Here is a 23,151-nt window from a genome sequence, read left to right on the forward strand (position 1 = left end):
CTATTTTTTATTTGAATTTTTATAACACGAAACAGTATATTTATGCTAAAATGGTAGTAATAGGATAAAGGAGGTATGGTCATGGTAACACGTCGTAAATTTTCCCCACAAGAAATAAGGAAAAATTCTTCTTACTTTTCCCCTCTGAAGACTATCGTGGAAACAGCCTTTTATGAGAACCAGGTTCAGTCTATCAAAACGGTAGAAGAAGCCTACCAGTTAGCTTCAGCAGCAGCTGGAACAGTGGTCTTAGATATGCCTGTGATTCATACAAAGGAGTTGGGTCTTCCTTCTTATGCACGGGTTTTACTGACGAATTCCGGAGCGGTCGTTGGACGAACGGCAAAGGCTAGAAGGATTTATGGTAGAGATAGTCAAGAAGATGAAACTTTACTTTTTCTAGTTCGTAGTGCTATTTACCAAGCTCATCATAGAGATTTTTACAAAGCGGATGCTGTTGTTGGGCTGGATGAAGACTTTATGGTCTGTGCCCACCTCATGGTTCCTAAAGAAGAAATAAACAATCTCTATTCATGGCTACTAAATTTCCAAATTTTAGATGAAGAATTTAAGAACCGTCTGAGAATTTCAAAAAAATATGAGGAAAATGATATCTTTGTCTTTTTTGATCCCAAGTGGAAGCATCCAGAATATCCAGATGGTCTTGTTTACTTTGATACTAATCACAACTGTGCAGTTATTTTAGGTTTAAATTATTTTGGAGAATTGAAAAAAGCCACTCTGACTTTGGCCTGGGCAACTGCTGCTAGAAATGGCTACGTAGCTTGTCACGGTGGTCTGAAAATTTTTAAGCAAAATAATGATAAAAAAGATTTTGTTGCTTCATTTTTTGGTCTATCTGGTTCTGGAAAATCCACTCTTACGCACGCCAAACATGGTCAAAAATATGACATCAAGGTTCTCCATGATGATGCCTTTATTATCTCTATCAAGGACGGATCTTCAATTGCCTTAGAGCCATCTTATTTTGATAAGACGAGTGACTATCCAACTGGACATAGGGAACAAGATTTCTTTATCACTGTGCAAAACTGCGGAGTGACCCTAGACGAAAATGGGAGAAAGGTGTTAGTTACTGAAGATATCCGTAATGGAAATGGTCGAACGGTCAAGTCTCGCTTTTCGACTCCAAATCGAGTGGATCGAATTGACGAAGCTATCAATGCTATTTTCTGGATTATGAAAGATGACTCTCTACCACCTCTAGTCAGAATTCACGATCCTTTGATGGCCTCCACGATGGGTTGTACCTTGATGACCAAACGCTCCAATGCAGAAAATGTTCTAGGTTTACATGATGAGTTGGTGATTGAACCTTATGCAAATCCTTTTCGTGTCTATCCTTTGGTAGAAGACTACCGAAAATTCTGTCGCTTATTTGAGTCGGGAGTATCCTGTTATATTATCAATACTGGGTCTTACATGGGGAAGGCTGTCTCAAAGGAAGTATCTTTAGATGTCATTGAGCAGGTAGTGGATGGGACAGCAGATTTCAAACCCTTTGGTCCTATAGTAGGCTTTGATTATCTTGAATATGAGGGATATCCCCTTCCTAATTTTGATAATGCTTACAAGAAATTGATTCGAGAAAGAATGCAGATTCGGCTAAACTTCTTGCTGGCCTTTAACCAAAAGTATCCTCAGACTGCCCTACCAGTTGGAGCTATTTCAAGACTGGAAAAGGTTTTACAAGATCTAGAATCCTAATCAGAACACAAGCTTCCATAAAATACGTGTGCACGAAACTCAAAAATATGTTATAATCAGGGTTGATTATACTTTTTAGGAGAGGAAACTCATGGAAGACCCCAGCAGTCAGACCCTTTTGTTACAGTTTTTATTATTAGTCGTTTTAACCTTTTTAAATGCTTTCTTTTCCGCGGCAGAGATGGCCATGGTGTCACTCAATCGGGCGCGTGTTGAGCAAAAAGCAGAGGAAGGTGATATAAAGTACATTCGCCTCTTACAGGTTTTAGAAAATCCCAATAACTTTTTATCTACTATTCAGGTAGGTATTACCCTCATCAATATCTTATCAGGGGCTAGCTTTGCTGATACTCTCGGTCGTGTATTTTCAAGTTTGATGGGCAATTCTAAAACAGCACATGCCATAGCCTCTTTTCTAGCTTTGGCCCTTTTGACCTATGTTTCTATTGTATTTGGTGAGCTTTATCCTAAGCGGATCGCACTCAATCTGAAGGATGATTTGGCTGTTCGAGCAGCTCCTTTTATCATCTTTTTGGGCAAGCTCGTCAGTCCCTTTGTCTGGCTTTTGTCGGCCTCAACTAATCTGTTAAGTCGCATTACGCCGATGAAGTTTGATGATGCAGATGAAAAGATGACCCGAGATGAGATTGAGTATATGCTGACCAAGAGTGAGGAGACCTTGGATGCGGATGAGATTGAGATGCTACAGGGGATTTTCTCGCTGGATGAGCTAATGGCGCGTGAACTAATGGTGCCCCGGACGGATGCCTTTATGGTCGATATTCAGGACGATACCAAAGAAATCATCGAAAGCATTCTCAAGCAGAGTTTCTCGCGGATTCCTGTCTATGATGGGGATAAGGACAATGTTATTGGTCTGATTCATACCAAGCGACTTCTCAATGAAGGCTTTGTCAATGGTTTTGACAATATCGTTCTGCGCAAGATCCTGCAGGAGCCACTCTTTGTACCGGAGACTATGTTTGTCGATGATTTGCTCAAGGAGTTGCGTAACACGCAAAATCAAATGGCAATTCTCTTAGATGAATATGGCGGTATGGCTGGTCTGGTCACGCTTGAGGACCTCTTGGAGGAGATTGTTGGTGAGATCGATGATGAGACTGACAAGGCTGAGATCGAAGTTCATGAAATTGGTGAGAATACCTACATTGTCATAGGAACTATGACCCTCAATGACTTTAATGAATACTTTGAAGTTGAAATCGAAAGTGATGACGTGGATACGATTGCGGGATACTACTTGACTGGTGTAGGAACTATTCCAGATCCAAAAGAACGCATCAGCTTTGAGGTGGAGAGTCAGAATAAGAAACTGGTTTTAACCAATGACAAGGTTAAAAATGGCCGTGTCACCAAGGTTAAAGTAGAAGTTTCTGAACAAGTAGAAGCAGATGAAGAAGTTACTAAATAGTTGCTTATGTGTAAATGAGACAGACTTTCGATAAAGAAGGTCTGTTTTTGATTGTCAAAATAGAATAACAAACAAGTACACTTTCGCAAACATCCTCAAGTTTTTGTTTAGTCAACTTTTATGATACACTGCACATAGAAAGACTTGATATTTTATATGATGAAACGAGTAAAAACAATTTTCTTATCTCTGCTTTGCCTTTTTGTACTTGCAATCGGAGCTAAGTTTTTCACGGATAGAATGAAAGTAGACAATCTCTACCGGCACGGTTTTCAGCTTTATGAAGAACAAATCGCAACCGACCTAAAAGAGCATTACAGCGGTATCTGTAAAATCGAATTTTCACCGATTTTTATTAGTGGAGGAAAAGGAGAAAGTTTTTTACAAGGCCGTGTAGTTCCAGTAGTTTATGATACTTATGGAAATAAAATCTATCTCAGAAATGATGGTTTTGTTGATAAGGTTCTTGTGGATTATAGTATGGTATTTGGAACTGATTTGGAATTCAATATTAATGATGGATCGGAAATTATTAATTTGAGAGATGATAAAAGAAGACACAATAGTGTCATTAGTGGACAACCTCTACCTGAAAAATTGAAATGGGTAGACCACGAGACAACAGATGAAGCAATGTATGCTTTTTCTCGTGAAGGGTATCTAAAAGGTGTTGAAAAAAGTAGTCAAGGTAGCCCTAAGGCTGAGATTGTTTATAATCTAGAAATTCAACGAATTGATGAAAGAGAGTTGGATAAATGGAAGTAACACATAGGGATATTCAAACATTTAAGCTTTTTTCAAGAAATCTATAAGTCTTCCTTAAGCTTTGCTGGTTATACTATATTCATCTTAAAAGAAAAGAGGACAGTCCAATGACAATAAATAATCATAGCTCCCCAACCTTTTCACTTTTCCCCACTCAAGAAACATAAGTAGTAAAAAGCAAAAGCAAAAGTAGCAAATAAAACATTTTAAAAAAATTTTTTCATCTAAATCTCCTAAATTAAATAAATCTGAAAGAGCTGGAAGTTTACAACTTCCAGCTCTTTTTCTTAGTTGTGCCTTTTGGCAAAATCAACAAAGCGAAATTTATCGAGTTTGTGTCTGCTGTCTGTGAACTGAAATTGCTTCCCGTTCGCTAAATAAACCTGAGATTTGACGGAAACGACATGGTTTTCTCTCTCAATATCGAGCAAAATTTTATCTCGACTGGTCGCATGATCAATGGTGATTTCCTTTTTAGCATAGTCGATGCTAAGTCCAAGATCATTTTCAATGAAATGATAGATAGAATGCTCTGCAATTTCTCTCGTCATCGTAGGAACAAGCTCTTTATCCAAATAATCAATATCAAGGACAGAAGCAACTTGATCAACAACTCTTTGTCGAACAATTCGCCAAACCAAGCGATATTCCGGAAAACCAGTTAGCTTAGCAAGTTTTTTATCTACGGTTATCTTTTCTAGGCTGATGACATTGGTTTTAGATTCTAGTTTATTTTGTAGGACGAGTTCCTGGTAGCTAGTCAGATTGGAGATTGGAAAATTGATGTGTTCCTGTTTGACGATTTTGGATCCTTGTCCCTTAAATTTTTGGATTAATCCTTCTTTTTGAAGTTGCTCCAGAGCTTTTCGGACAGTATCACGGCTGACTTTATAAATCTGAGTTAATTCATTCTCACTTGGCAAAAATTCACCAACGGGGTATTTCTCGCTCAAAATATCTTGCTCAATTAGTTTGAATAATTGTTGGTATTTTTTCATGATCGACCTACTTGTTTTGTTTTTATCATACAACTACTGAAATTTTAGCAAAAAATAAGGGAAAAATCAACGGACATCTTGTATACAACTTTGGTATCGTTTACAATTGGTGTTAGAAAGCAGTTAGGAAACTAACAAATAAATATAAGGAGAGTGCTGGTTTTCCAGCCAATAATCAAATGGGCAAATTTGAAAAAGAGGCGAAAGTCTTATTGGACGCCATTGGTGGTAAGGAAAATGTGTCTGCAGTAACCCACTGTGCCACTCGGATGCGTTTTGTACTTATTGATGAGAAAAAAGCTGATGTAAAAGCTATTGAAGAAATTGGAGCTGTCAAAGGGACCTTTACGAATGCAGGGCAATTCCAGGTTATTATTGGAAATGATGTGCCAATATTCTATAATGATTTTACAGCTGTCTCTGGAATTGAAGGTGTTTCAAAAGAAGCAGCTAAGGCTGCTGCTAAGATCAATCAAAATGCGGTTCAGCGCGTTATGACCATGCTAGCTGAGATTTTTACGCCAATTATTCCAGCGATTATCGTTGGTGGTTTGATTCTTGGCTTCCGTAATATCCTAGAAGGTGTGCAAATTCAAGCTTTTGGTCAAAAGGTCGTTGATGGTGTACTTCAGTTTACTAAAGATGGAGAGCCGATTTATAAAACGATTGTGGATGTATCAAAGTTTTGGGCTGGAGTAAACCACTTCCTTTGGTTGCCAGGTGAGGCGATTTTCCAATTCCTACCAGTCGGAATTGTTTGGTCCGTGAGTCGTAAGATGGGGACTAGCCAGATTCTTGGGATTGTTTTGGGGATCTGTCTGGTGTCTCCTCAGCTCTTGAATGCTTATTTAGTAGCAGGAACACCACAATCAGAAATTGCTAAAAATTGGGTTTGGGATTTTGGATTCTTTACGGTGCAACGGATAGGCTACCAAGCTCAGGTTATTCCAGCTTTATTAGCAGGGCTTTCCTTGTCTTATTTGGAAATCTTTTGGAGAAAACGGATTCCAGAAGTTGTTTCCATGATTTTCGTACCTTTCCTGTCTCTCTTGCCAGCGATTATCTTGGCTCACACAGTTTTGGGGCCAATTGGTTGGACTTTAGGTCAATGGTTATCTACGATTGTTCTTGCAGGTCTAACTGGTCCTGTTAAATGGCTCTTTGGAGCTGTCTTTGGAGCTCTCTATGCACCTTTTGTTATTACAGGTTTGCATCATATGACCAATGCGATTGACTCGCAGTTAGTGGCAGATGCAGGTGGTACTGGACTTTGGCCAATGATTGCTCTGTCAAATATTGCACAAGGATCTGCTGTTTTTGCTTACTATTGGATGAATCGTCATAATGAAAAGGAAGCGCAGATTGCTCTTCCAGCTACGATTTCTGCTTATCTTGGGGTAACTGAGCCAGCTCTATTTGGGGTAAACGTAAAATATATCTATCCTTTTGTAGCAGGAATGATGGGTTCCTCCATTGCAGGTCTTTTGTCTGTAAGCTTTAATGTGAAGGCAAATGCTATCGGAGTCGGTGGACTTCCAGGTATCTTGTCAATCCAACCTAAATATATGTTAGCCTTTGCTGCGATTATGCTAGTTGCAATCGCTGTTCCATTTGTACTGACCATGCTCTTCCGTCGCTTGGGTCTCTTTACCAAAGTAGAAGATGAAGCAGTCAAAACACCACAGGCTGAAGCCCTGACAGAAGCAAAAAAATCTGCGCCTTTAGCTGACTTGGTTGAAATTGCAAGTCCCTTATCTGGCCAAGTGAAAGAACTTAGTCAAGCAACAGATCCGGTCTTTGCTCAAGGAGTTATGGGACAAGGTGTCCTGATTGAACCGATCCAAGGAGACTTGCTTGCTCCAGTAGACGGCGTTGTATCGGTTCTATTTCCAACCAAGCACGCTGTAGGTATCGTGTCTGATCAAGGTGTAGAAATGCTTATGCACATTGGTATGGATACGGTGAATCTTGAAGGCAAAGGTTTTACAGCTCATGTTAGCCAAGGAGACCGAGTAAAAGTTGGCGATAAATTAATCAGTTTTGATATTGATGTGATTAAAGATGCTGGTTATGTGACAGAAACTCCGGTCATCATTACCAATCAGGATCAATACCAAGCGGATGCATTGGGCAGTTTGCCTCGCCAGATAGCTGTTGGAGACGCCCTGATGACAGCAACAAAAATTTAAGAATTACATGATGGAAGTTGGGCTTCTCTTGTGAGACGGGGCTTCCAGAATCTTGAGGGTGGGATGAGAAATTCTATTCATTTCAAGGAATGAAATATTCGTCCCACCTCTTTTATATTCAAAAGAAGGAAAAACATGGCATTAGATAAAACAAAGGTAGTCTACCAAATTTATCCAAAATCTTTTAAAGACACGACAGGGAACGGAGTGGGAGATTTTCGTGGGATTATTGAGAAACTTCCTTACCTAAAGGAGCTGGGAGTGGACATGATCTGGCTCAATCCTTTCTATCCGAGTCCACAGCGGGATAATGGGTATGATATTTCTGATTACACTGCGGTCGACCCTATCTTTGGAGATATGGCAGATTTTGAAGAGATGGTCAAGGTTGGCCAACAGTATGGTATTGACTTCATGCTGGACATGGTTCTTAACCACTGTTCAATTGAGCATGAGTGGTTCCAAAAGGCTCTGGCGGGGGATTCCTACTATCAGGACTTCTTTATCCTGCGGGATGAGCCGACGGACTGGCTGTCCAAGTTTGGTGGCAGTGCCTGGGCGCCATTTGGCGATACGGGCAAATACTATCTGCACCTTTTTGATATCACCCAAGCGGATCTCAATTGGCGCAATCCCAATGTTCGTCAAGAGCTTTTCAAGGTAGTGAATTTCTGGCGGGACAAGGGCGTTAAAGGCTTCCGCTTTGATGTGATCAACTTGATTGGTAAGGACGAGGTATTGGAGGACTGCCCAGAAAATGACGGCAAGCCAGCATACACGGATAAGCCAATCGTCCATGACTATCTGCACATGATGAATGAAGCAACCTTCGGGAAAGACGATTCCTTTATGACGGTTGGTGAGATGAGCGCAACGACGATTGAAAATTGCATCCTTTACACTGCACCAGACCGGCAAGAACTGTCTATGGCTTTTAATTTCCATCATCTCAAGGTGGACTATGAGGCTGGACAGAAATGGACTCTTAAGGCTTTTGACTTTGAAGAGCTCAAACGCCTCTTCCATACTTGGGGCAAGGAAATGAGTGATCATGATGGCTGGTCGGCTCTCTTTTGGAACAACCATGATCAGCCGCGAGCTCTCAACCGCTTTGTCGATGTAGAGAATTTCCGAAATGAAGGGGCAACCATGTTGGCAACCAGTATTCATCTGTCTCGCGGGACGCCTTATATCTACATGGGTGAGGAGATTGGCATGGTGGACCCTGACTATGACTCTATGGAAGACTATGTGGATGTCGAGTCTCTCAATGCTTACCAGAGTTTGCTTACTGAAGGGCAATCGCCAGAAGCAGCCTTCAGGATTATCAAGGCTAAATCTCGTGATAATTCTCGGACGCCTATGCAGTGGGATGATTTAGCCAATGCAGGTTTTACAACTGGCACTCCATGGCTAAAGGCTGGCAAAACCTATCCTCTTATCAATGTGGAAAACGAAATCAAGGGACCGATCTTTAGCTTTTATCAGAAATTGATTGCCCTGCGTAAGGAACTGCCAATCATTGCAGAAGGAAGCTATCAGCCAGCCTATGAGGACAGTCCCCAGGTCTATGCCTTTGAGCGGGAGCGGCAAGGACAAAAACTATTAGTCCTGAACAACTTTTATAAGGATCCAATTACAGTGGATATCTTACCGGATTATCAAAATGGTCAGGTCCTTCTATCCAACTATGGTAGAGCTCAGAGTGATCATATTCTGACCTTGCAACCTTATGAAACGCTAGCTATTCTTGTTAATTAAAAATACTATTTTGCAGTGAGGAAAGCTGATTTTTAGATATCGGTTTTCTTCACTGTTTTTATATATAGACTGATTTATCAAAATATATAACAGAAATGGAAGTATGCATGAGTTTAAGAAAGCGTTTGCGAAAATATTATTTTTTCTATATAATATAAACAGTATAGTAATTAAGTTTCATTAGGAAAAGGAGAACTTTATGAAGAAACAAGCTTATCAAAAGCGTCTTTTTTATTCAGCAGCAGTATTAAGTGCTTTTCTGCCTTTGCTTTCCTTGGCTGTTCCAGTCGGAGCTGAAGAGACGGAAAATTCTTCGAGTTCAGCTCCAGTAACTGTTGCAGAAAGTTCAGCAGTCAGTGAGTCAACAGCTAGTAGTTCTGCAGAAAATACAAATTCTTCAGGAGATTCAAGAGCTACGTCTGCTGAAGAAGCAGATAAAAAAGAAGAGACAGTTGCTGCACAAGCCGTATCAAGCACTGCAGAGACTGTTGCCAATCTAGGAACGATTCAAGGTGAATCGCAAGTATCTCCTTATCAGGATAAAGATGTCCGAGTTTCAAATGTTGTTGTTACAAAGACAGATCGCTATGGATTTTATGTTCAAGATGTGACGCCTGATGGCAATAGCAAGACTTCAGATGCGATTTATGTTGTTTCCAAAGAGCAAGTCGACGTTGGAGATAAATTAACTCTTGAAGGCCGAGTAAAAGAAGGCTACATGGAAGAGCTTAGCATTCGCCAAGGACAAACTTTTAACAAGCCAAGTGGCAGTTTGACCGTCACGATGCTGGAGGCTTCAACAGTTACTAAGGATGGTAAGGCTGACCTACCGACTCCTGTTGATATTGTAGATAAGATGCCTCAGGATACAGTAGATAATGATGTGAATAACTATCAGCCGGAAAATGAAGCTTTGGACTATTGGGAAAGTTTAGAAGGCATGTTAACGACAGTTAAAAAACCACATGTCTTAGGGCCACAGTATCGAGGAGATATTTATGTTTTACCTGAAGGTTACCAGGCTCTTCCCTTAAATAATATCGGTGGTGTCAATCTGCGTCCGAATGCCCAAAATACAGCGACCATCCCTGTCTACGTTGGAAATAAATTCATTGCCAAGGCCAAGGACTATTTCAATGGTGATGTGGTTGGAGTGGTTACCTATCGTGGCAAAATTTATAAACTAGATCCAACACAATTACCTGATTTGGTAGACGGTGGTCTTCAAAGACAGATTTCTCCTCTCTATCCTAGCGAAGATAAGTTAACGATTGCTTCTTACAATATTGAAAATTTCTCTGCCAATACACAAAAAGGTGAAACACCTGACGAAAAGGTGACCAAAATCGCTAATTCCTTTATCAATGAAATTCACAGTCCAGATATCATCACGCTCATCGAGGTTCAAGATGATAACGGTAGCGTCAATGATGGAACGACCAGCGGTGTTAAAAGTGGTGAAAAACTAGCAGCTCGAATCAAGGAGTTGGGAGGTAAAAACTACAAATATACTGAAGTTGCACCTCTTGATGGCCAAGATGGTGGTAAACCTGGATCTAATATCCGTGTAGCCTTTCTTTATAACCCAGATCGTGTAAAACTAGTTGAAAAAGAAGCCGGTAAGAGTGATGAAGCAGCTAGCTTCTCAGGTGGCCATTTAGTTAAAAATCCAGCCCGGATCGATCCAACGAATCCTGCTTTTACTAAGGTTCGTAAATCTTTAGCAGCTGAATTTGAATTTAAGGGACAACATGTTGTCGTTATTGCCAACCACTTGAAATCCAAGCTAGGTGATGATGCTGTATATGGCTCAAACCAGCCGGCTGTTCAACATACCCAAGCTGCTCGGATCGAAGAGGCTAAAATCTTAAATAATTTTGTTCAAGAAGGGTTAAGACAAAATCCAAATCTTAAGTTTGTTCTGACTGGGGATTTCAATGACTTTGAGTTCTCTGAAACCGCTAAAGCTATTGCAGGAAATGAACTCATTAACCTCATGCAGGAACATGATGCGGCTGACCGCTATTCTTACTTCTACCGCGGAAGCAACCAAAGCTTAGATAATATTTTCATCTCTAAGAACCTAGCTGGTAAAGCGATTTTTGCTCCTGTCCATATCAATGCTTCTTTCATGGAAGAACATGGCAGAGCTTCGGACCATGATCCAGTAGTGGTACAGTTAGACTTCTCAAATCAGACTAATCAGCCAGATACATCTTCATCATCTAGCTCGTCCAATCAGGGATCGAATCATACTATCCCAAGCACTAGTAACAACCAAACAGATTCATCTAGTCGAGATAAGGGAGAAAGTTCAAGTCAAGCTTCTTCAGCTGAGACAAGTCAATCCAAGCAGGTTGGTCAAGAAGCAACAAATCAGAAAGATAAAACAACAACAGATAAGCATTCAGGCGGAAATAAAAAGAATTTGCCAGCTACAGGTGAACAAAGAGGCCATTGGGTAGCCTTTGGTTTCTTAGTCTTAATCTTTGCTTATCCATTATCTAGAAAATCAAAAAAGTCATCTAACCTAGAGTAAGCTCTAAACATCTTCGGCACTCATTCTTAGCTGAATAAGTATTTTAGACTGAATACAAAGTGACAAGTAGTAGTTCATCATATCAACTATGTCAGCCTCTTGAGCCTAAGTATCAGCTATTTAGGATAGACTCGCTATATCTTCTTATGGTAATCAGTGGATCAATAAAATAATCCAGTTTGCCATAAGCTTGATATAGCTTTTTATTTTGATTTTTTTGAAGATAGGTGCCTAGCAAAAGATCTCTTTGTGAAAGCAATTTAGAAAATGCTTGAAAATCCAAGGAAATTATTTTATAATGAAGTGATAGTTTTGTTATAAAACGATCCTGTTGTTGTATTTTTTTTGGAAAAGGAGATGATAAAATGAATAAAAAAATCTTGATGATGATTTTTCTTCCCCTAACTCTACTATTCAGTTTATTTGTTACTCAAGGAAATAAGGTCTTTGCTACAGAACATGGAGATGTCATTACTCGGATGTATCTGACAGATAGCAAAGGAAACGAGCTCACTTCTTCTGATGTTGATCAGTGGCAAGAATTTCGTATTAATGTGGAGTTTAAATTACACAATAATGAAATAAAGGCAGGAGACACAACGGATGTTCAACTGCCGGATGTTGTTACTTTAGCAAGTACTGGTAGCTTTGACATAAAAGACCAAGATGGAAATGTTGTTGCCAAGGCAGTTGTAAATCAGCAAACAAAAGTAGTAACGATTACATATGAACCTTATGTTGAAACACATTCGGATGTAAAAGGAACCTTTTATTTTTATGTCCGTGCGGATCATAATGTGATTAAGAAAGCAAAAGAAGTACCAATTGATATCACAGTTGGAGGGAAACTTTTCCCAGCAGGTAAGATTAACTTCACTGGAATTGGTCAAGCTAAAAAAGAAGACTTAAACAAAGTTGGTTGGCAGGATGTAGCTGAGCCAACAATTGGACGCTATTCGATTTCAGTCAACAGAAGCGGAAAAGCTATGTCTGGTGTAAAAATAGCAGACGTTTTAAAAATCCCAGGTGCTACTTATAAACAAGATACTTTCCGAGTTTATAAGGGAGTTTGGGCCTTCCGAGATGGCGATTGGGTTTTAGATAACGCTGTAGACATTACAGGCCAAATTACTGTAAACTTTACTGATGATAATTTTTCTGTTCAATTACCAGATCTTTCGGCTAATGAAGGAATTCGGATTAATTACTCGGTTCAACTACCATATGCACCTTCAGATGGCGAAAACTTTTTAAATGCAGCTACTTTGACAACAACAAACGGAGTTGAAGACAGCCGCAATTCAACTTATACTTATTACCTAGGTCATGGCGAGGCAGAAGGATACACTTATAAAATTCAAATTAAAAAAGTATCAGATGATGGTTCAGCTTTGCCAGGTGCTAAATTTGATATTATTCGTGATCGTTCTGGTCAAGTAGTTGCTCAAGTAGTGACAAACGATCAAGGTATTGCAGAAGTCAGCAATCTCTTGAAAGATGATTATACAATTAGAGAGACAGAAGCCCCTGCTGGATATGAGTTGGCGGACGATGTTAAAGTAAGTCCGGATGACTTTGATAGCACTCTTAAAATAGCTTCAAAAACAATTGTTGATAGAAAACAATCTTCTGCATCTGCTCAGCTGATGGTTCAAAAAGTCATGATTGGTCGTGATCTAAATGGCGGCGAGTTCTTCTTCACCTTGTACGATAAGAATGGAGCTGAGATTGAGACTGTTAATAATGCGGCTGATGGCTCCATTAAATTCTCACCTTTAACTTTTACAAAAGCTGGAACTTATACTTACACAATCAGAGAAAAATCTGGCAATATCAGTGGGGTCGTATATGACTCATCTGTAATAACTGCTAAAATTAAAGTAAAAGCGGATAATCAAGGCAAGTTGGTGGCAAAAGTTAGCTATGACGATAACAAAAAACAGTTTACCAATACTTATGTCCCAGGTTCAACAACAGCTCAATTAAAAGTTAAGAAATTCTTAACAGGTCGTGACTTGAAAGATGGCGAGTTCTCATTTGAACTAAGAGATGCCAAGGGTAAGGTAGTTGAAACAGTTAAAAATAAGGCAGATGGAAGTGTAGATTTCAAGACTCTTGCCTTTACTAAAACTGGAACATACACGTATACAATTCGCGAAGTGAAGGGTGATGCAGAAGGCATTACTTATGACAATAGCGAAATTAAAGTAACGATTACTGTAACGAATGAGAATGGCAATCTTCTCTCAACAGTTTCTTATGAGGGAGGAAAAGATAGCTTTACCAACAGTTACCAACCACCGAAAAATCCTAAATCAAAAACTCCATCAAGCAAGGACAGCAAGAAAGAACTTCCAAATACAGGTTCGTCAGACAGCAAATTTATCTTTGTAGTAGGACTTGCAACGATTGTTCTCCTTGGTTTGGTTTGGAAGAAAAAACATAGTTAAGAAGAAAACATAAAGAGGGGCACCCCTCTTTTTTCTTGGAATAAAGAGGGAGAGAAGGTGGTTTGATTTTTATAATAGAAAATTTTAGCCTAGAACTTGAAAAGATTAGTTTCTTGAGTCGGAAATGAGAATAAAAGTTGAGGCTCATCTGTTGTAAGACAATGAAAATGAAACTGAAAAACAGTTTGTTTTCTAAAAAATAGGCAAATGAAGTCATTTTTAACATTAATCGTGTTATAATAAAAATAGTTATAAAACGTTTTCAGAGTGAAGAGGTTGTGTTATGGTTGAAGAGAAAAATGAAGAAACTGTTGATTATGGAAAGGTAACTGGCATGGTTCACTCTACCGAGAGTTTCGGTGCTGTAGATGGACCTGGTATCCGTTTTATTGTCTTTTTGCAGGGATGCCATATGCGCTGTCAGTATTGCCATAATCCAGACACATGGGAGATGGAAACCAACAAATCTCAGCTGCGGACCGTGGATGATGTCTTGCAAGAAGCTCTCCGTTATAAGGGCTTCTGGGGTAACAAAGGTGGCATCACTGTCAGTGGTGGAGAGGCTTTGTTGCAGATTGATTTTCTGATTGCCTTCTTTACCAAGGCTAAGGAGCTGGGTATCCACTGTACCTTGGATACATGTGCCCTTCCCTTCAGAAATACACCACGCTATCTGAAAAAATTTGACAAACTTATGGCGGTCACCGACCTTGTCCTTCTGGATATCAAAGAAATTAATGAAGAGCAACACCGTATTGTGACGACTCAGACTAATAAAAATATCTTGGCTTGTGCTAAATATTTGTCTGATATTGGAAAACCAGTCTGGATCCGTCATGTCTTGGTGCCGGGATTGACCGACCGTGATGATGACCTGATTGAGCTGGGTAAGTTTGTTAAGACACTGAAGAATGTTGATAAGTTTGAAATTCTACCTTACCATACCATGGGAGAATTCAAATGGAGGGAGTTGGGCATTCCTTACAAGCTGGAAGGGGTTAAGCCTCCGACAGCTGATCGGGTCAAGAATGCTAAGGAACTCATGCAGACAGAGTCCTATACAGAGTATATGAATCGGGTGCATAGTAGCTGATCTATTTTGAGTATCAATAAAAGGGCTGGTAAGTTAACCAGTCCTTTTTTCAAAAAATATTCTTCTGTTTTTGTGAAATGATTGTAATTGTGGTAAAATAAATGCAATAAAGTTTATATAAAAAAGAGGTTTATCATGTCTAAAATTTTAGTTTTCGGTCACCAAAATCCTGACTCAGATGCTATCGGTTCATCATACGCTTTTGCTTACTTGGCTCGTGAAGCTTATGGCTTGGATACAGAAGCTGTTGCATTGGGAGAGCCTAATGAAGAAACTGCCTTTGTTTTAGATTACTTTGGTGTAGCTGCACCGCGCGTGATTACATCTGCTAAGGCAGAGGGTGCTGAGCAGGTTATTCTGACAGACCACAATGAATTCCAACAGTCTGTGGCTGATATCGCTGAAGTTGAAGTTTATGGCGTGGTGGACCACCACCGTGTTGCTAACTTTGAAACAGCTAGTCCACTTTACATGCGTTTGGAGCCAGTTGGTTCTGCTTCATCTATTGTTTATCGTATGTTCAAAGAACATGGCGTAGCAGTTCCAAAAGAAATTGCAGGATTGATGCTGTCTGGTTTGATTTCTGATACTCTCTTGCTCAAGTCGCCAACAACTCATCCAACTGATAAGGTCATTGCACCAGAATTGGCTGAGCTGGCTGGTGTCAACTTGGAAGAGTATGGTTTGGCTATGCTTAAGGCAGGTACAAACTTGGCTAGCAAGTCTGCAGAAGAATTGATCGACATCGATGCGAAAACATTTGAGTTGAACGGAAACAATGTCCGTGTAGCACAGGTCAATACTGTTGATATTGCAGAAGTTTTGGAGCGTCAAGCAGAAATTGAAGCAGCTATTGAAAAAGCAATCGCTGACAATGGCTACTCTGACTTTGTCTTGATGATTACAGATATTATCAACTCAAACTCAGAAATTTTGGCTATCGGAAGCAATATGGACAAGGTCGAAGCAGCCTTCAACTTTGTTCTTGAAAACAACCATGCTTTCCTTGCAGGCGCTGTTTCTCGTAAGAAACAAGTGGTACCTCAGCTGACAGAAAGTTTTAATGCTTAAAGAGCTCATTTAACGAAAAAAATTACTAGGAGGGGCTATCCCCCTCATACCTAAAAGGAGTTTTGACTCCTTTTTTGATAGGCGAGAGAGATGAAGATTCAAGATTTACAAGACGGAGATTTGATTTTTACAGTCGGATCTTCAGAAATTGCAACAGCCATCCGAGCAGCGACTGGATCATATAGCCACGTGGCCATCTTTTTTAATTGTGAGATTTATCATGCAACCCATGAGAAGGGTGTTGTCAATCAAGACTTGTCTGATTTTTTGAAGGATAAGGATATTTATGACGTGTATTGCTATCCAGCTATTGAAGTAGAAGCTGTCTTAAAAAGGGCCAAATTACATCTAGGAAAGCCATACAATTTCAGCTTTTATCCGCAGTCCGATGGTTTTTACTGCTCGGAGTATATTGCGGAAATTTTGCCGATTTTTGATACGATTCCCATGCAATTTGGTGATGAGGAAAATCTAATTTCTGATTTTTGGCAGGAGTATTATCGAGAATTGGATTTAGATGTGCCTTTAAATCAGCCCGGAACGAATCCTAGCCAGTTGGCTCAGTCAAGCAAACTCATCTATAAAGGAGAACTCCATGATTAAAATCATCAACCCTAGCCGTTTGACGCGCCAGCCATTTTTTCAGGAGCTGATTGATTATTTGGATCAACATGAAGACGTTATTTTGCGGGAGATAAAGCGAGAATTTGCTGATGCGGCTAATATTGATCGCTCAATTGAGGACTACATTAAGGCTGGCTACATCAAGCGGGAGAATAAGCGTTATTACCTGACGTTACCTCTTTTGGAAAGTCTGACTGACTTGCACTTGGACCAGGAAATCTTTATCCGTGATGACAGTCCTCTCTATCAGGAACTGTTGGAACAGCGTTTTGAGACCCAGCTTTCCAATCGCACCAATGCGGCTGTCTTGCTGGAAGAGACAGATTTTCAGCGGGATGAGCTGACTTTGGCTAATTATTTTTATAAAATGGAGCATCAATATCCGCTGTCTGAAGCACAAAAACCTCTCTATGCGATCTTGGGCGATGTCAATCCAGAGTATGCACTTAAGTATATGACGACCTTTCTTCTCAAATATGTCCGCAAGGATGAGCTCATGCAGAAGCGGCGGGACATTTTTGTCGATAGCCTCGTAATCTTGGGCTATATTCGGCAAAACGAAGCAGGTAAATACGAGCTAGAGGCTAGCTTTGACAAGGAAAAGTTGAGTTTTCGTTTGAACTGATATTTTAGAAGAATCAGAACTCTTGAGATTTAAAAATGAGAGATTTTTCAGTTTACAAGAAAAAACAAGGAAAACAGACAGGAGACAGCAAAACAGAAGCGAAAGGTCTTGTAGAAAAGACAATCTCCAAAGAAAAAGAAGTCGTTGAAGATGATAAAAGGTGCTGTTGAAGACGCAGTTTAAGGTATTAAAACCAACTTGAATAAATAAGCGTAGCCAAAAAGAGAGTTGATATTCAACTCTCTTTTTATTTTTATAGATATTTTTCTGCGATTTGATAGTCACCTGGATAGGCTACTTTTTGATCATGGACAATCTGGTAAGCATCGGCTCCTTTACCAGCTAAAATAACAGCATCTCCTTCTTGCCTAGTAAGGCTCATTGCTTCCTTTATTGCTTCTGCACGATCAGCGATAATGGATACGTCGTGGGAGATATAACTAGCGATTTCTTTGGCAATGGCTACAGGGTCTTCGCGATTAGGGTCGTCAGCAGTCAGGATGACTTGAATCTCTGGGTGTTTATTGAGTAAGAGTCCAAAATCCTTTCGTCTACTTTCTCCCTTGTTTCCAGTTGCCCCCAGAACAAGAATAGTCTGGCCCTTTTGATGTTCCTGGACAACGCTGAGCAGTTTGGTTAAACTGTCTCCATTATGAGCGTAATCAACAAAAACTTTAGCACCATTTTTTTGGGTCAGTACTTCCATGCGACCCGGTACTCGGGTTACAGCAATTCCTTTTTTGATATCTTCTAGACTAGCCCCCAGTCGTAGACAAGCGAGACCAGCCGCCAGAGCATTTTCTTGATTGAATCGTCCGATGAGCTGAATGTCATATTTACCAGCTAGCTTGCCACTTACTTCAAAGTTAAAGGCTTGAGAATCTATGATGGTGTTGCTAGAATTTTCTCCATAGAAATCATGTTCTATTGAAGAGACTTGCTCTTTCACGATTTGGAAATGATCCATGCCACTGTTGACAACCACTGCTCTGCTATTTTCCATCAAGAGCCGTTTATTGTAGAAGTAGTCTTCAAAAGTGGGATGTTCAATTGGCCCGATATGATCAGGACTGATATTGAGAAAAACACTGGCATCGAAAGTTAAACCATAAACACGTTTTTTTAGATAGGCTTGACTGGAAACTTCCATAATCAGATGAGTGCGGTCATTAGCTACAGCCTGGGCCATCATTTCAAATAAATCTAAGCTCTCTGGCGTTGTTAGGCTGGACTTGAAGAAGTTCTTGCCATCTAAGGTGGTATTCATGGTGGATAGGAGGGCTGGTCGGTGACTTTGCGATAGGATTTGGTAGGCAAAGTAAGCAGACGTTGTTTTTCCCTTGGTTCCTGTAAAGGCTAAGATTTTAAGCTTTTCTTGCGGATTACCATAAAACTCCATGGCAATCAAGCTCATAGCCTGCTTGATATCATTAACAACAAGTACAGGGATTCCTACTTCAAGATCGCTCTCACTGATATAAAATTTCAGACCAGACTCTACAGCACCTTCTAGGAATTCTTTTTTGAAGTTTTCGCCTTTAACAAAGAAGAGGGTCGAATCTGTCACATTACGGCTATCATAGCTAATTTTGTCAAAAGTCAGTCCACCGTCATGAAAGAAGTAGTGGCCGTCTTTGATGATTTCACGAAAATTATGATCTTTTTTTAAAATATCTATTATTGTTTCAATTTTTATCATAATCTTATTGTAAACTTAATGGCTGGGTTTTACAAGAGGAAAGGAAAAGTTTATAATAAGATAAAAGCTATTAAATGATAAGATGAGGTTTGATCGTATGAGTCAAGAAACGACAAGTCAGCAGCAGCAGATGCTGCGAGGAACTGCCTGGCTGACTGCTGGAAACTTTATTAGCCGTCTTTTGGGGGCTATTTATATTATTCCTTGGTATATTTGGATGGGCAAGCATGGTGCGGAGGCTAATGGTCTTTTCACTATGGGCTACAACATTTATGCTTGGTTTTTGCTGATTTCAACAGCTGGAATTCCGGTGGCTGTAGCTAAGCAGGTTGCTAAATACAATACGATTGATCAAAGGGAACACAGTTTTACTTTAATTAGAGAATTCCTCAAGTTCATGTTGTTGCTTGGTGCTGTTTTTGGAGTAATCATGTATCTTCTATCTCCTCTCTTTGCTAGTTTATCCGGCGGGGGGAAAGATTTGATTCCAATCATGCAAAGCCTCTCTTGGGCGGTGCTGATTTTCCCTTCTATGAGTGTTATCCGAGGATTTTTCCAAGGCTTTAACAATTTAAAACCATATGCGATCAGTCAAGTGGCAGAGCAGTTGATTCGAATCATTTGGATGCTTCTTGCGACCTTCTTTATCATGAATTTCGGATCAAAAAATTATGTTTCTGCTGTCACCCAGTCAACATTTGCAGCTTTTATTGGGATGATTGCCAGTGTAGGAGTTTTGGCTTATTTCCTTTCTAAGGAAAATATGCTCCAAGCAATCTTCAAAAAATCACCAAGCAGAAGCAGTATTGATACCAGAGCATTGCTTTGGGATACAATTCGTGAAGCCATTCCTTTTATTATCACTGGATCGGCTATCCAGCTTTTCCAGATTATCGACCAGATGACCTTCATCCATGTAATGAGTTGGTTTACGGATTACACTAATACCCAGCTCTTAGTCATGTTTAGTTACTTCTCGGCTAATCCCAATAAAATAACTATGATTTTGATTGCTGTAGCGACTTCTATTGGTGGGGTTGGGATTCCGCTTCTGACAGAGAATTATGTCAAGGGAGATTTTAAGGCTGCTGCTCGTTTGATTCAGGACAACCTAACCATGTTGCTCTTGTTTATCTTACCTGCAACGATCGGTGCCGTTCTGGTTGCTCGGCCTCTCTATACGGTCTTTTATGGTCAGCCAGATAAACTTGCTTTGGGACTTTTTGTATTTGCCCTTATACAGACAATTATTTTGAGCTTTTATACAGTGCTAGCTCCCATGATCCAAGCCCTCTTCCAAAACCGTAAGGCCATTGTTTATTTCTTATACGGTGTTGTGGTAAAGTTGATCTTACAAATTCCTCTGATTTGGCTTTTCAGAGCTTACGGGCCTCTGCTCTCAACGACAATTGGTCTGATTGTTCCAATCGTCTTTATGTATCGTGAAATTCGCGATATCACAGGACTTAATCCTCAAAACCTGATCAAACGTAGTTTACTGACTTGTATTTTAACGCTTTTAATGATAGTTGTCATTGCATTAGCTGATTTGCTTCTTGGTTTCTTTTTCCATCCAGCTGGACGTGTCTCAAGTATGATTTATTTGGTTCTAATTGGTGGAGTTGGTATTGCAGTTTATGGTGGCTTGGCCTTGCGCGTTCGTTTGCTTGATCGCTTCGTAGGAGAGGCAAAAGCAAGCAGTTTGAGAAGGAAATTCCATATTTCTTAAATGTTAATTCATAAGTATTTGCCCCGGCTATTTGAAGGTCGGGGTTTTTATATAGTTTCAGACTATATCTAGCTCTTGAAAAGAACAAAGCGCAGAACTTTCGCAAGATGTTACAATAGAATAAGATTTACGAGATTGTGAGGAATAAGAAATGAGTCAAGCATTAAACTTGAATACCATACTGGCCCAAGCTGGGGTAAAAACAGACGAAGCAACTGGTGCCTTAACAACACCCCTGCATTTTTCAACGACCTACCAGCACCCAGAGTTTGGTCAATCAACAGGTTATGACTACACTCGGACCAAGAATCCAACACGTGTTAGCCTGGAGGAGACTCTGGCTGCTATCGAAAGTGCTGATTATGCTCTAGCAACTAGTTCTGGTATGTCGGCTATTGTGCTGGCCTTTAGTGCTTTTCCAGTCGGAAGTAAAGTTTTGGCTGTTCGAGATCTCTATGGTGGCTCTTTCCGCTGGTTTGCTCAGGCTGAAGCAGAAGGCCGCTTTGCCTTTACCTATGCCAATACGGAAGAAGAACTTCTGAACAAATTGACGGAAGATATAGATATTGTCTATATCGAGACACCAACCAATCCTCTTATGGTAGAGTTTGATATTGCTCGTATTTCCCAAGTGGCTCATGAGAGTGGTGCAAGGGTAATAGTAGACAATACTTTTTACAGTCCCATTTACCAAAGACCTCTGGAAGACGGTGCTGATATTGTCCTGCACTCAGCGACCAAGTATCTGGGTGGACACAATGACGTTTTGGCTGGAGCCGTTATGACCAATGACACGGATATCTATGATAGGCTTTTCTATAATCTGAACACAACTGGAGCAGTTCTCTCTCCTTTTGACAGTTATTTACTTTTACGCGGTCTTAAGACATTGGCTCTCCGTATGGAGCGTTCTACTAAGAATGCCCAGGAAGTGGTTGCTTTTCTGAAGAAATCTCCTGCAGTAAAAGAGGTTCTCTATCCAGGCAAGGGTGGTATGATCTCCTTCAAGATTGGAGATGAAGAAAAGATCCCTCATCTCCTAAACAGTCTTAAAGTCTTCACTTTTGCAGAAAGTTTGGGCGGAGTGGAGAGTTTGATTACCTATCCGACAACTCAAACTCATGCTGACATTCCAGCTGAAGTACGTCATTCTTATGGATTGACAGATGATTTGCTACGCCTGTCAATTGGGATTGAGGACAGCCGAGATTTAGTGGCTGATTTACGAGCTGCCTTGGAGGACTAGTATGGGAAAATATAATTTTAAAACAGCCCCTAATCGTTTTGGTCATCATACTTATAAATGGAAAGAAGCTGAAGAGGATAGGGAGGTTCTTCCTGCCTGGATCGCGGATATGGATTTTGAGGTCCTGCCTGAAATTCAGCAGGCCGTTCATGATTATGCGGATCACTTAGTTTATGGCTATACCTATGCCAGCGAGGAGTTGATTAAGGCTGTGCTAGATTGGGAACGGGATGAGCATGGCTACGCTTTTGATAGGGATGCCTTGGTCTTTATCGAAGGAGTTGTCCCTGCTATTTCAACGGCTATCCAAGCCTTTACCAAGGAAGGCGATGCCGTTCTCATCAACACTCCTGTTTACCCGCCTTTTGCTCGCTCTGTCAAGCTCAATAATCGACGACTTATTGCCAATTCTCTGATAGAGCAAGATAGTCTCTTTCAGATTGACTTTGAGCAGCTAGAGCGAGATATTGTAGACAATGAAGTCAAGATTTATGTTCTCTGTAATCCTCATAATCCCGGAGGGCGAGTTTGGGAACGGGAAGTGTTAGAAAAAATTGGCCGCCTCTGTCAAAAGTACGGCGTCCTCGTGGTCTCAGATGAAATCCACCAAGACTTGACGCTGTTTGGCCATGAACATCAGTCTTTCAATACTGTTTCTCCTGACTTTAAGGACTTTAGCCTGATTTTATCCAGTGCAACTAAGACCTTTAATATTGCTGGAACTAAAAATTCCTATGCTGTGATTGAGAATCCCAGCCTTCGCCATCAGTTTAAAAAGCGCCAGCTGGCTAACAACCAGCATGAAATTTCAGGCCTTGGTTTTGTAGCGACAGAAGCTGCTTATCGTTATGGGAAATCCTGGTTGACAGAACTTAAGACAGTCTTAGAGGAAAATATCGATTTTGTGGTTGATTATTTTGCCAAAGAGACACCACGTTTGAGGGTTATGAAGCCCCAAGGAACCTATCTAATTTGGTTGGACTTTTCAGATTATGGTCTGACGGATGACCAACTCTTCCAGTTACTGAGGGAAGAGGCAAAGGTCGTCCTGAATAGGGGAAGCGACTTTGGTCAAGAAGGAAAGAGTCATGCTCGACTGAATGCAGCAGCACCAAAGGATATGGTTGTAGAAATTTGTAAACGTATTGGAGCTGTTTTGCCTAAGTAGTGGGTTTTAGCATAGGTTGGTAAAAAATTTTAAA

The 23,151-nt window shown here is 40.3% G+C and carries 17 protein-coding genes; 15 read left to right on the top strand and 2 right to left on the bottom strand.

Annotation, left to right across the window (positions count from 1 at the left end; all coding sequences use genetic code 11):
• The first annotated feature begins 81 nt into the window (after positions 1–81).
• The 3 genes from PCY09_RS08510 (at position 82) to PCY09_RS08520 (ending at position 3,925) form a co-directional block, all read left to right on the top strand.
• Positions 82–1,728: a phosphoenolpyruvate carboxykinase (ATP) gene (locus PCY09_RS08510; protein WP_125397274.1), complete on the top strand. Its 1,647-nt coding sequence runs from the start codon at positions 82–84 to the stop codon at positions 1,726–1,728.
• Positions 1,729–1,819: 91 nt separating this feature from the next.
• Entirely contained in the window at positions 1,820–3,160 is a 1,341-nt protein-coding gene (locus tag PCY09_RS08515; RefSeq protein WP_125397273.1) for a hemolysin family protein, read from the top strand.
• Positions 3,161–3,316: 156 nt separating this feature from the next.
• Complete coding sequence (locus PCY09_RS08520; protein WP_125397272.1) at positions 3,317–3,925, top strand: hypothetical protein; 609 nt, start codon at positions 3,317–3,319, stop codon at positions 3,923–3,925.
• 287 nt (positions 3,926–4,212) lie between these two features.
• Here the strand turns inward: PCY09_RS08520 and treR are convergent, their stop codons facing one another.
• Positions 4,213–4,923: a trehalose operon repressor gene (gene treR, locus PCY09_RS08525; RefSeq protein ID WP_125397271.1), complete on the bottom strand. Its 711-nt coding sequence runs from the start codon at positions 4,921–4,923 to the stop codon at positions 4,213–4,215.
• A gap of 179 nt (positions 4,924–5,102) precedes the next feature.
• Between treR and treP the strand changes: the two genes are divergently transcribed.
• From treP to PCY09_RS08570, 9 genes are all read left to right on the top strand, one after another.
• On the top strand, positions 5,103–7,112 hold the full coding sequence (gene treP, locus PCY09_RS08530) for a PTS system trehalose-specific EIIBC component (protein WP_125397270.1): 2,010 nt from the start codon (positions 5,103–5,105) through the stop codon (positions 7,110–7,112).
• A 135-nt stretch (positions 7,113–7,247) separates the two neighbouring features.
• Positions 7,248–8,873, top strand: coding sequence for an alpha,alpha-phosphotrehalase (gene treC / locus PCY09_RS08535; RefSeq protein WP_185760630.1), 1,626 nt, complete (start codon positions 7,248–7,250; stop codon positions 8,871–8,873).
• A gap of 199 nt (positions 8,874–9,072) precedes the next feature.
• Positions 9,073–11,412, top strand: coding sequence for an endonuclease/exonuclease/phosphatase family protein (locus PCY09_RS08540; RefSeq protein WP_125397268.1), 2,340 nt, complete (start codon positions 9,073–9,075; stop codon positions 11,410–11,412).
• 365 nt (positions 11,413–11,777) lie between these two features.
• Positions 11,778–13,862 (top strand): FctA domain-containing protein, encoded by a 2,085-nt coding sequence (locus tag PCY09_RS08545; RefSeq protein WP_125397267.1) that lies wholly within the window; start codon positions 11,778–11,780, stop codon positions 13,860–13,862.
• A gap of 283 nt (positions 13,863–14,145) precedes the next feature.
• The gene (pflA, locus tag PCY09_RS08550) at positions 14,146–14,955 is read left to right on the top strand and encodes a pyruvate formate-lyase-activating protein (RefSeq protein ID WP_125397266.1); all 810 of its coding nucleotides are present in this window, start codon (positions 14,146–14,148) and stop codon (positions 14,953–14,955) included.
• 135 nt (positions 14,956–15,090) lie between these two features.
• Positions 15,091–16,026, top strand: a complete 936-nt coding sequence (locus PCY09_RS08555) for a manganese-dependent inorganic pyrophosphatase (protein WP_002899779.1) — start codon at positions 15,091–15,093, stop codon at positions 16,024–16,026.
• 90 nt (positions 16,027–16,116) lie between these two features.
• On the top strand, positions 16,117–16,629 hold the full coding sequence (locus tag PCY09_RS08560) for a YiiX/YebB-like N1pC/P60 family cysteine hydrolase (protein WP_125397265.1): 513 nt from the start codon (positions 16,117–16,119) through the stop codon (positions 16,627–16,629).
• The gene (locus PCY09_RS08565; RefSeq protein ID WP_046165245.1) at positions 16,622–17,275 is read left to right on the top strand and encodes a DUF1803 domain-containing protein; all 654 of its coding nucleotides are present in this window, start codon (positions 16,622–16,624) and stop codon (positions 17,273–17,275) included. The genes PCY09_RS08560 and PCY09_RS08565 overlap by 8 nt, the downstream gene beginning before the upstream one ends.
• 35 nt (positions 17,276–17,310) lie before the next feature.
• Positions 17,311–17,445, top strand: a complete 135-nt coding sequence (locus tag PCY09_RS08570; protein ID WP_008809566.1) for a hypothetical protein — start codon at positions 17,311–17,313, stop codon at positions 17,443–17,445.
• 83 nt (positions 17,446–17,528) lie between these two features.
• Here the strand turns inward: PCY09_RS08570 and PCY09_RS08575 are convergent, their stop codons facing one another.
• On the bottom strand, positions 17,529–18,974 hold the full coding sequence (locus PCY09_RS08575; RefSeq protein ID WP_125397264.1) for a UDP-N-acetylmuramoyl-L-alanyl-D-glutamate--L-lysine ligase: 1,446 nt from the start codon (positions 18,972–18,974) through the stop codon (positions 17,529–17,531).
• A 97-nt stretch (positions 18,975–19,071) separates the two neighbouring features.
• Between PCY09_RS08575 and PCY09_RS08580 the strand changes: the two genes are divergently transcribed.
• The 3 genes from PCY09_RS08580 (at position 19,072) to PCY09_RS08590 (ending at position 23,117) form a co-directional block, all read left to right on the top strand.
• Entirely contained in the window at positions 19,072–20,703 is a 1,632-nt protein-coding gene (locus tag PCY09_RS08580) for a polysaccharide biosynthesis protein (protein WP_125397263.1), read from the top strand.
• A 151-nt stretch (positions 20,704–20,854) separates the two neighbouring features.
• On the top strand, positions 20,855–21,949 hold the full coding sequence (locus PCY09_RS08585) for a cystathionine gamma-synthase (RefSeq protein WP_125397262.1): 1,095 nt from the start codon (positions 20,855–20,857) through the stop codon (positions 21,947–21,949).
• A gap of 1 nt (position 21,950) precedes the next feature.
• Positions 21,951–23,117 carry a MalY/PatB family protein gene (locus tag PCY09_RS08590; RefSeq protein WP_096755029.1) on the top strand — a complete coding sequence of 389 codons (1,167 nt, stop codon included), beginning with the start codon at positions 21,951–21,953 and terminating at the stop codon, positions 23,115–23,117.
• Positions 23,118–23,151 lie beyond the last annotated feature (34 nt).

Source organism: Streptococcus sp. SG2, assembly GCF_030439925.1.
GTDB lineage: Bacteria > Bacillota > Bacilli > Lactobacillales > Streptococcaceae > Streptococcus > Streptococcus gordonii.

Excerpts from the sequence above, each read along its gene's own strand:
- PCY09_RS08565 (WP_046165245.1), top strand. The coding sequence starts at position 16,622 with ATGATTAAAATCATCAACCCTAGCCGTTTGACGCGCCAGCCATTTTTT.
- PCY09_RS08580 (WP_125397263.1), top strand. The coding sequence starts at position 19,072 with ATGAGTCAAGAAACGACAAGTCAGCAGCAGCAGATGCTGCGAGGAACT.
- PCY09_RS08510 (WP_125397274.1), top strand. The coding sequence starts at position 82 with ATGGTAACACGTCGTAAATTTTCCCCACAAGAAATAAGGAAAAATTCT.
- treR (WP_125397271.1), bottom strand. The coding sequence starts at position 4,923 with ATGAAAAAATACCAACAATTATTCAAACTAATTGAGCAAGATATTTTG.
- PCY09_RS08585 (WP_125397262.1), top strand. The coding sequence starts at position 20,855 with ATGAGTCAAGCATTAAACTTGAATACCATACTGGCCCAAGCTGGGGTA.
- PCY09_RS08570 (WP_008809566.1), top strand. The coding sequence starts at position 17,311 with ATGAGAGATTTTTCAGTTTACAAGAAAAAACAAGGAAAACAGACAGGA.
- PCY09_RS08515 (WP_125397273.1), top strand. The coding sequence starts at position 1,820 with ATGGAAGACCCCAGCAGTCAGACCCTTTTGTTACAGTTTTTATTATTA.
- treP (WP_125397270.1), top strand. The coding sequence starts at position 5,103 with ATGGGCAAATTTGAAAAAGAGGCGAAAGTCTTATTGGACGCCATTGGT.
- PCY09_RS08560 (WP_125397265.1), top strand. The coding sequence starts at position 16,117 with ATGAAGATTCAAGATTTACAAGACGGAGATTTGATTTTTACAGTCGGA.
- PCY09_RS08575 (WP_125397264.1), bottom strand. The coding sequence starts at position 18,974 with ATGATAAAAATTGAAACAATAATAGATATTTTAAAAAAAGATCATAAT.
- PCY09_RS08590 (WP_096755029.1), top strand. The coding sequence starts at position 21,951 with ATGGGAAAATATAATTTTAAAACAGCCCCTAATCGTTTTGGTCATCAT.
- PCY09_RS08545 (WP_125397267.1), top strand. The coding sequence starts at position 11,778 with ATGAATAAAAAAATCTTGATGATGATTTTTCTTCCCCTAACTCTACTA.
- PCY09_RS08540 (WP_125397268.1), top strand. The coding sequence starts at position 9,073 with ATGAAGAAACAAGCTTATCAAAAGCGTCTTTTTTATTCAGCAGCAGTA.
- treC (WP_185760630.1), top strand. The coding sequence starts at position 7,248 with ATGGCATTAGATAAAACAAAGGTAGTCTACCAAATTTATCCAAAATCT.
- PCY09_RS08555 (WP_002899779.1), top strand. The coding sequence starts at position 15,091 with ATGTCTAAAATTTTAGTTTTCGGTCACCAAAATCCTGACTCAGATGCT.
- PCY09_RS08520 (WP_125397272.1), top strand. The coding sequence starts at position 3,317 with ATGATGAAACGAGTAAAAACAATTTTCTTATCTCTGCTTTGCCTTTTT.
- pflA (WP_125397266.1), top strand. The coding sequence starts at position 14,146 with ATGGTTGAAGAGAAAAATGAAGAAACTGTTGATTATGGAAAGGTAACT.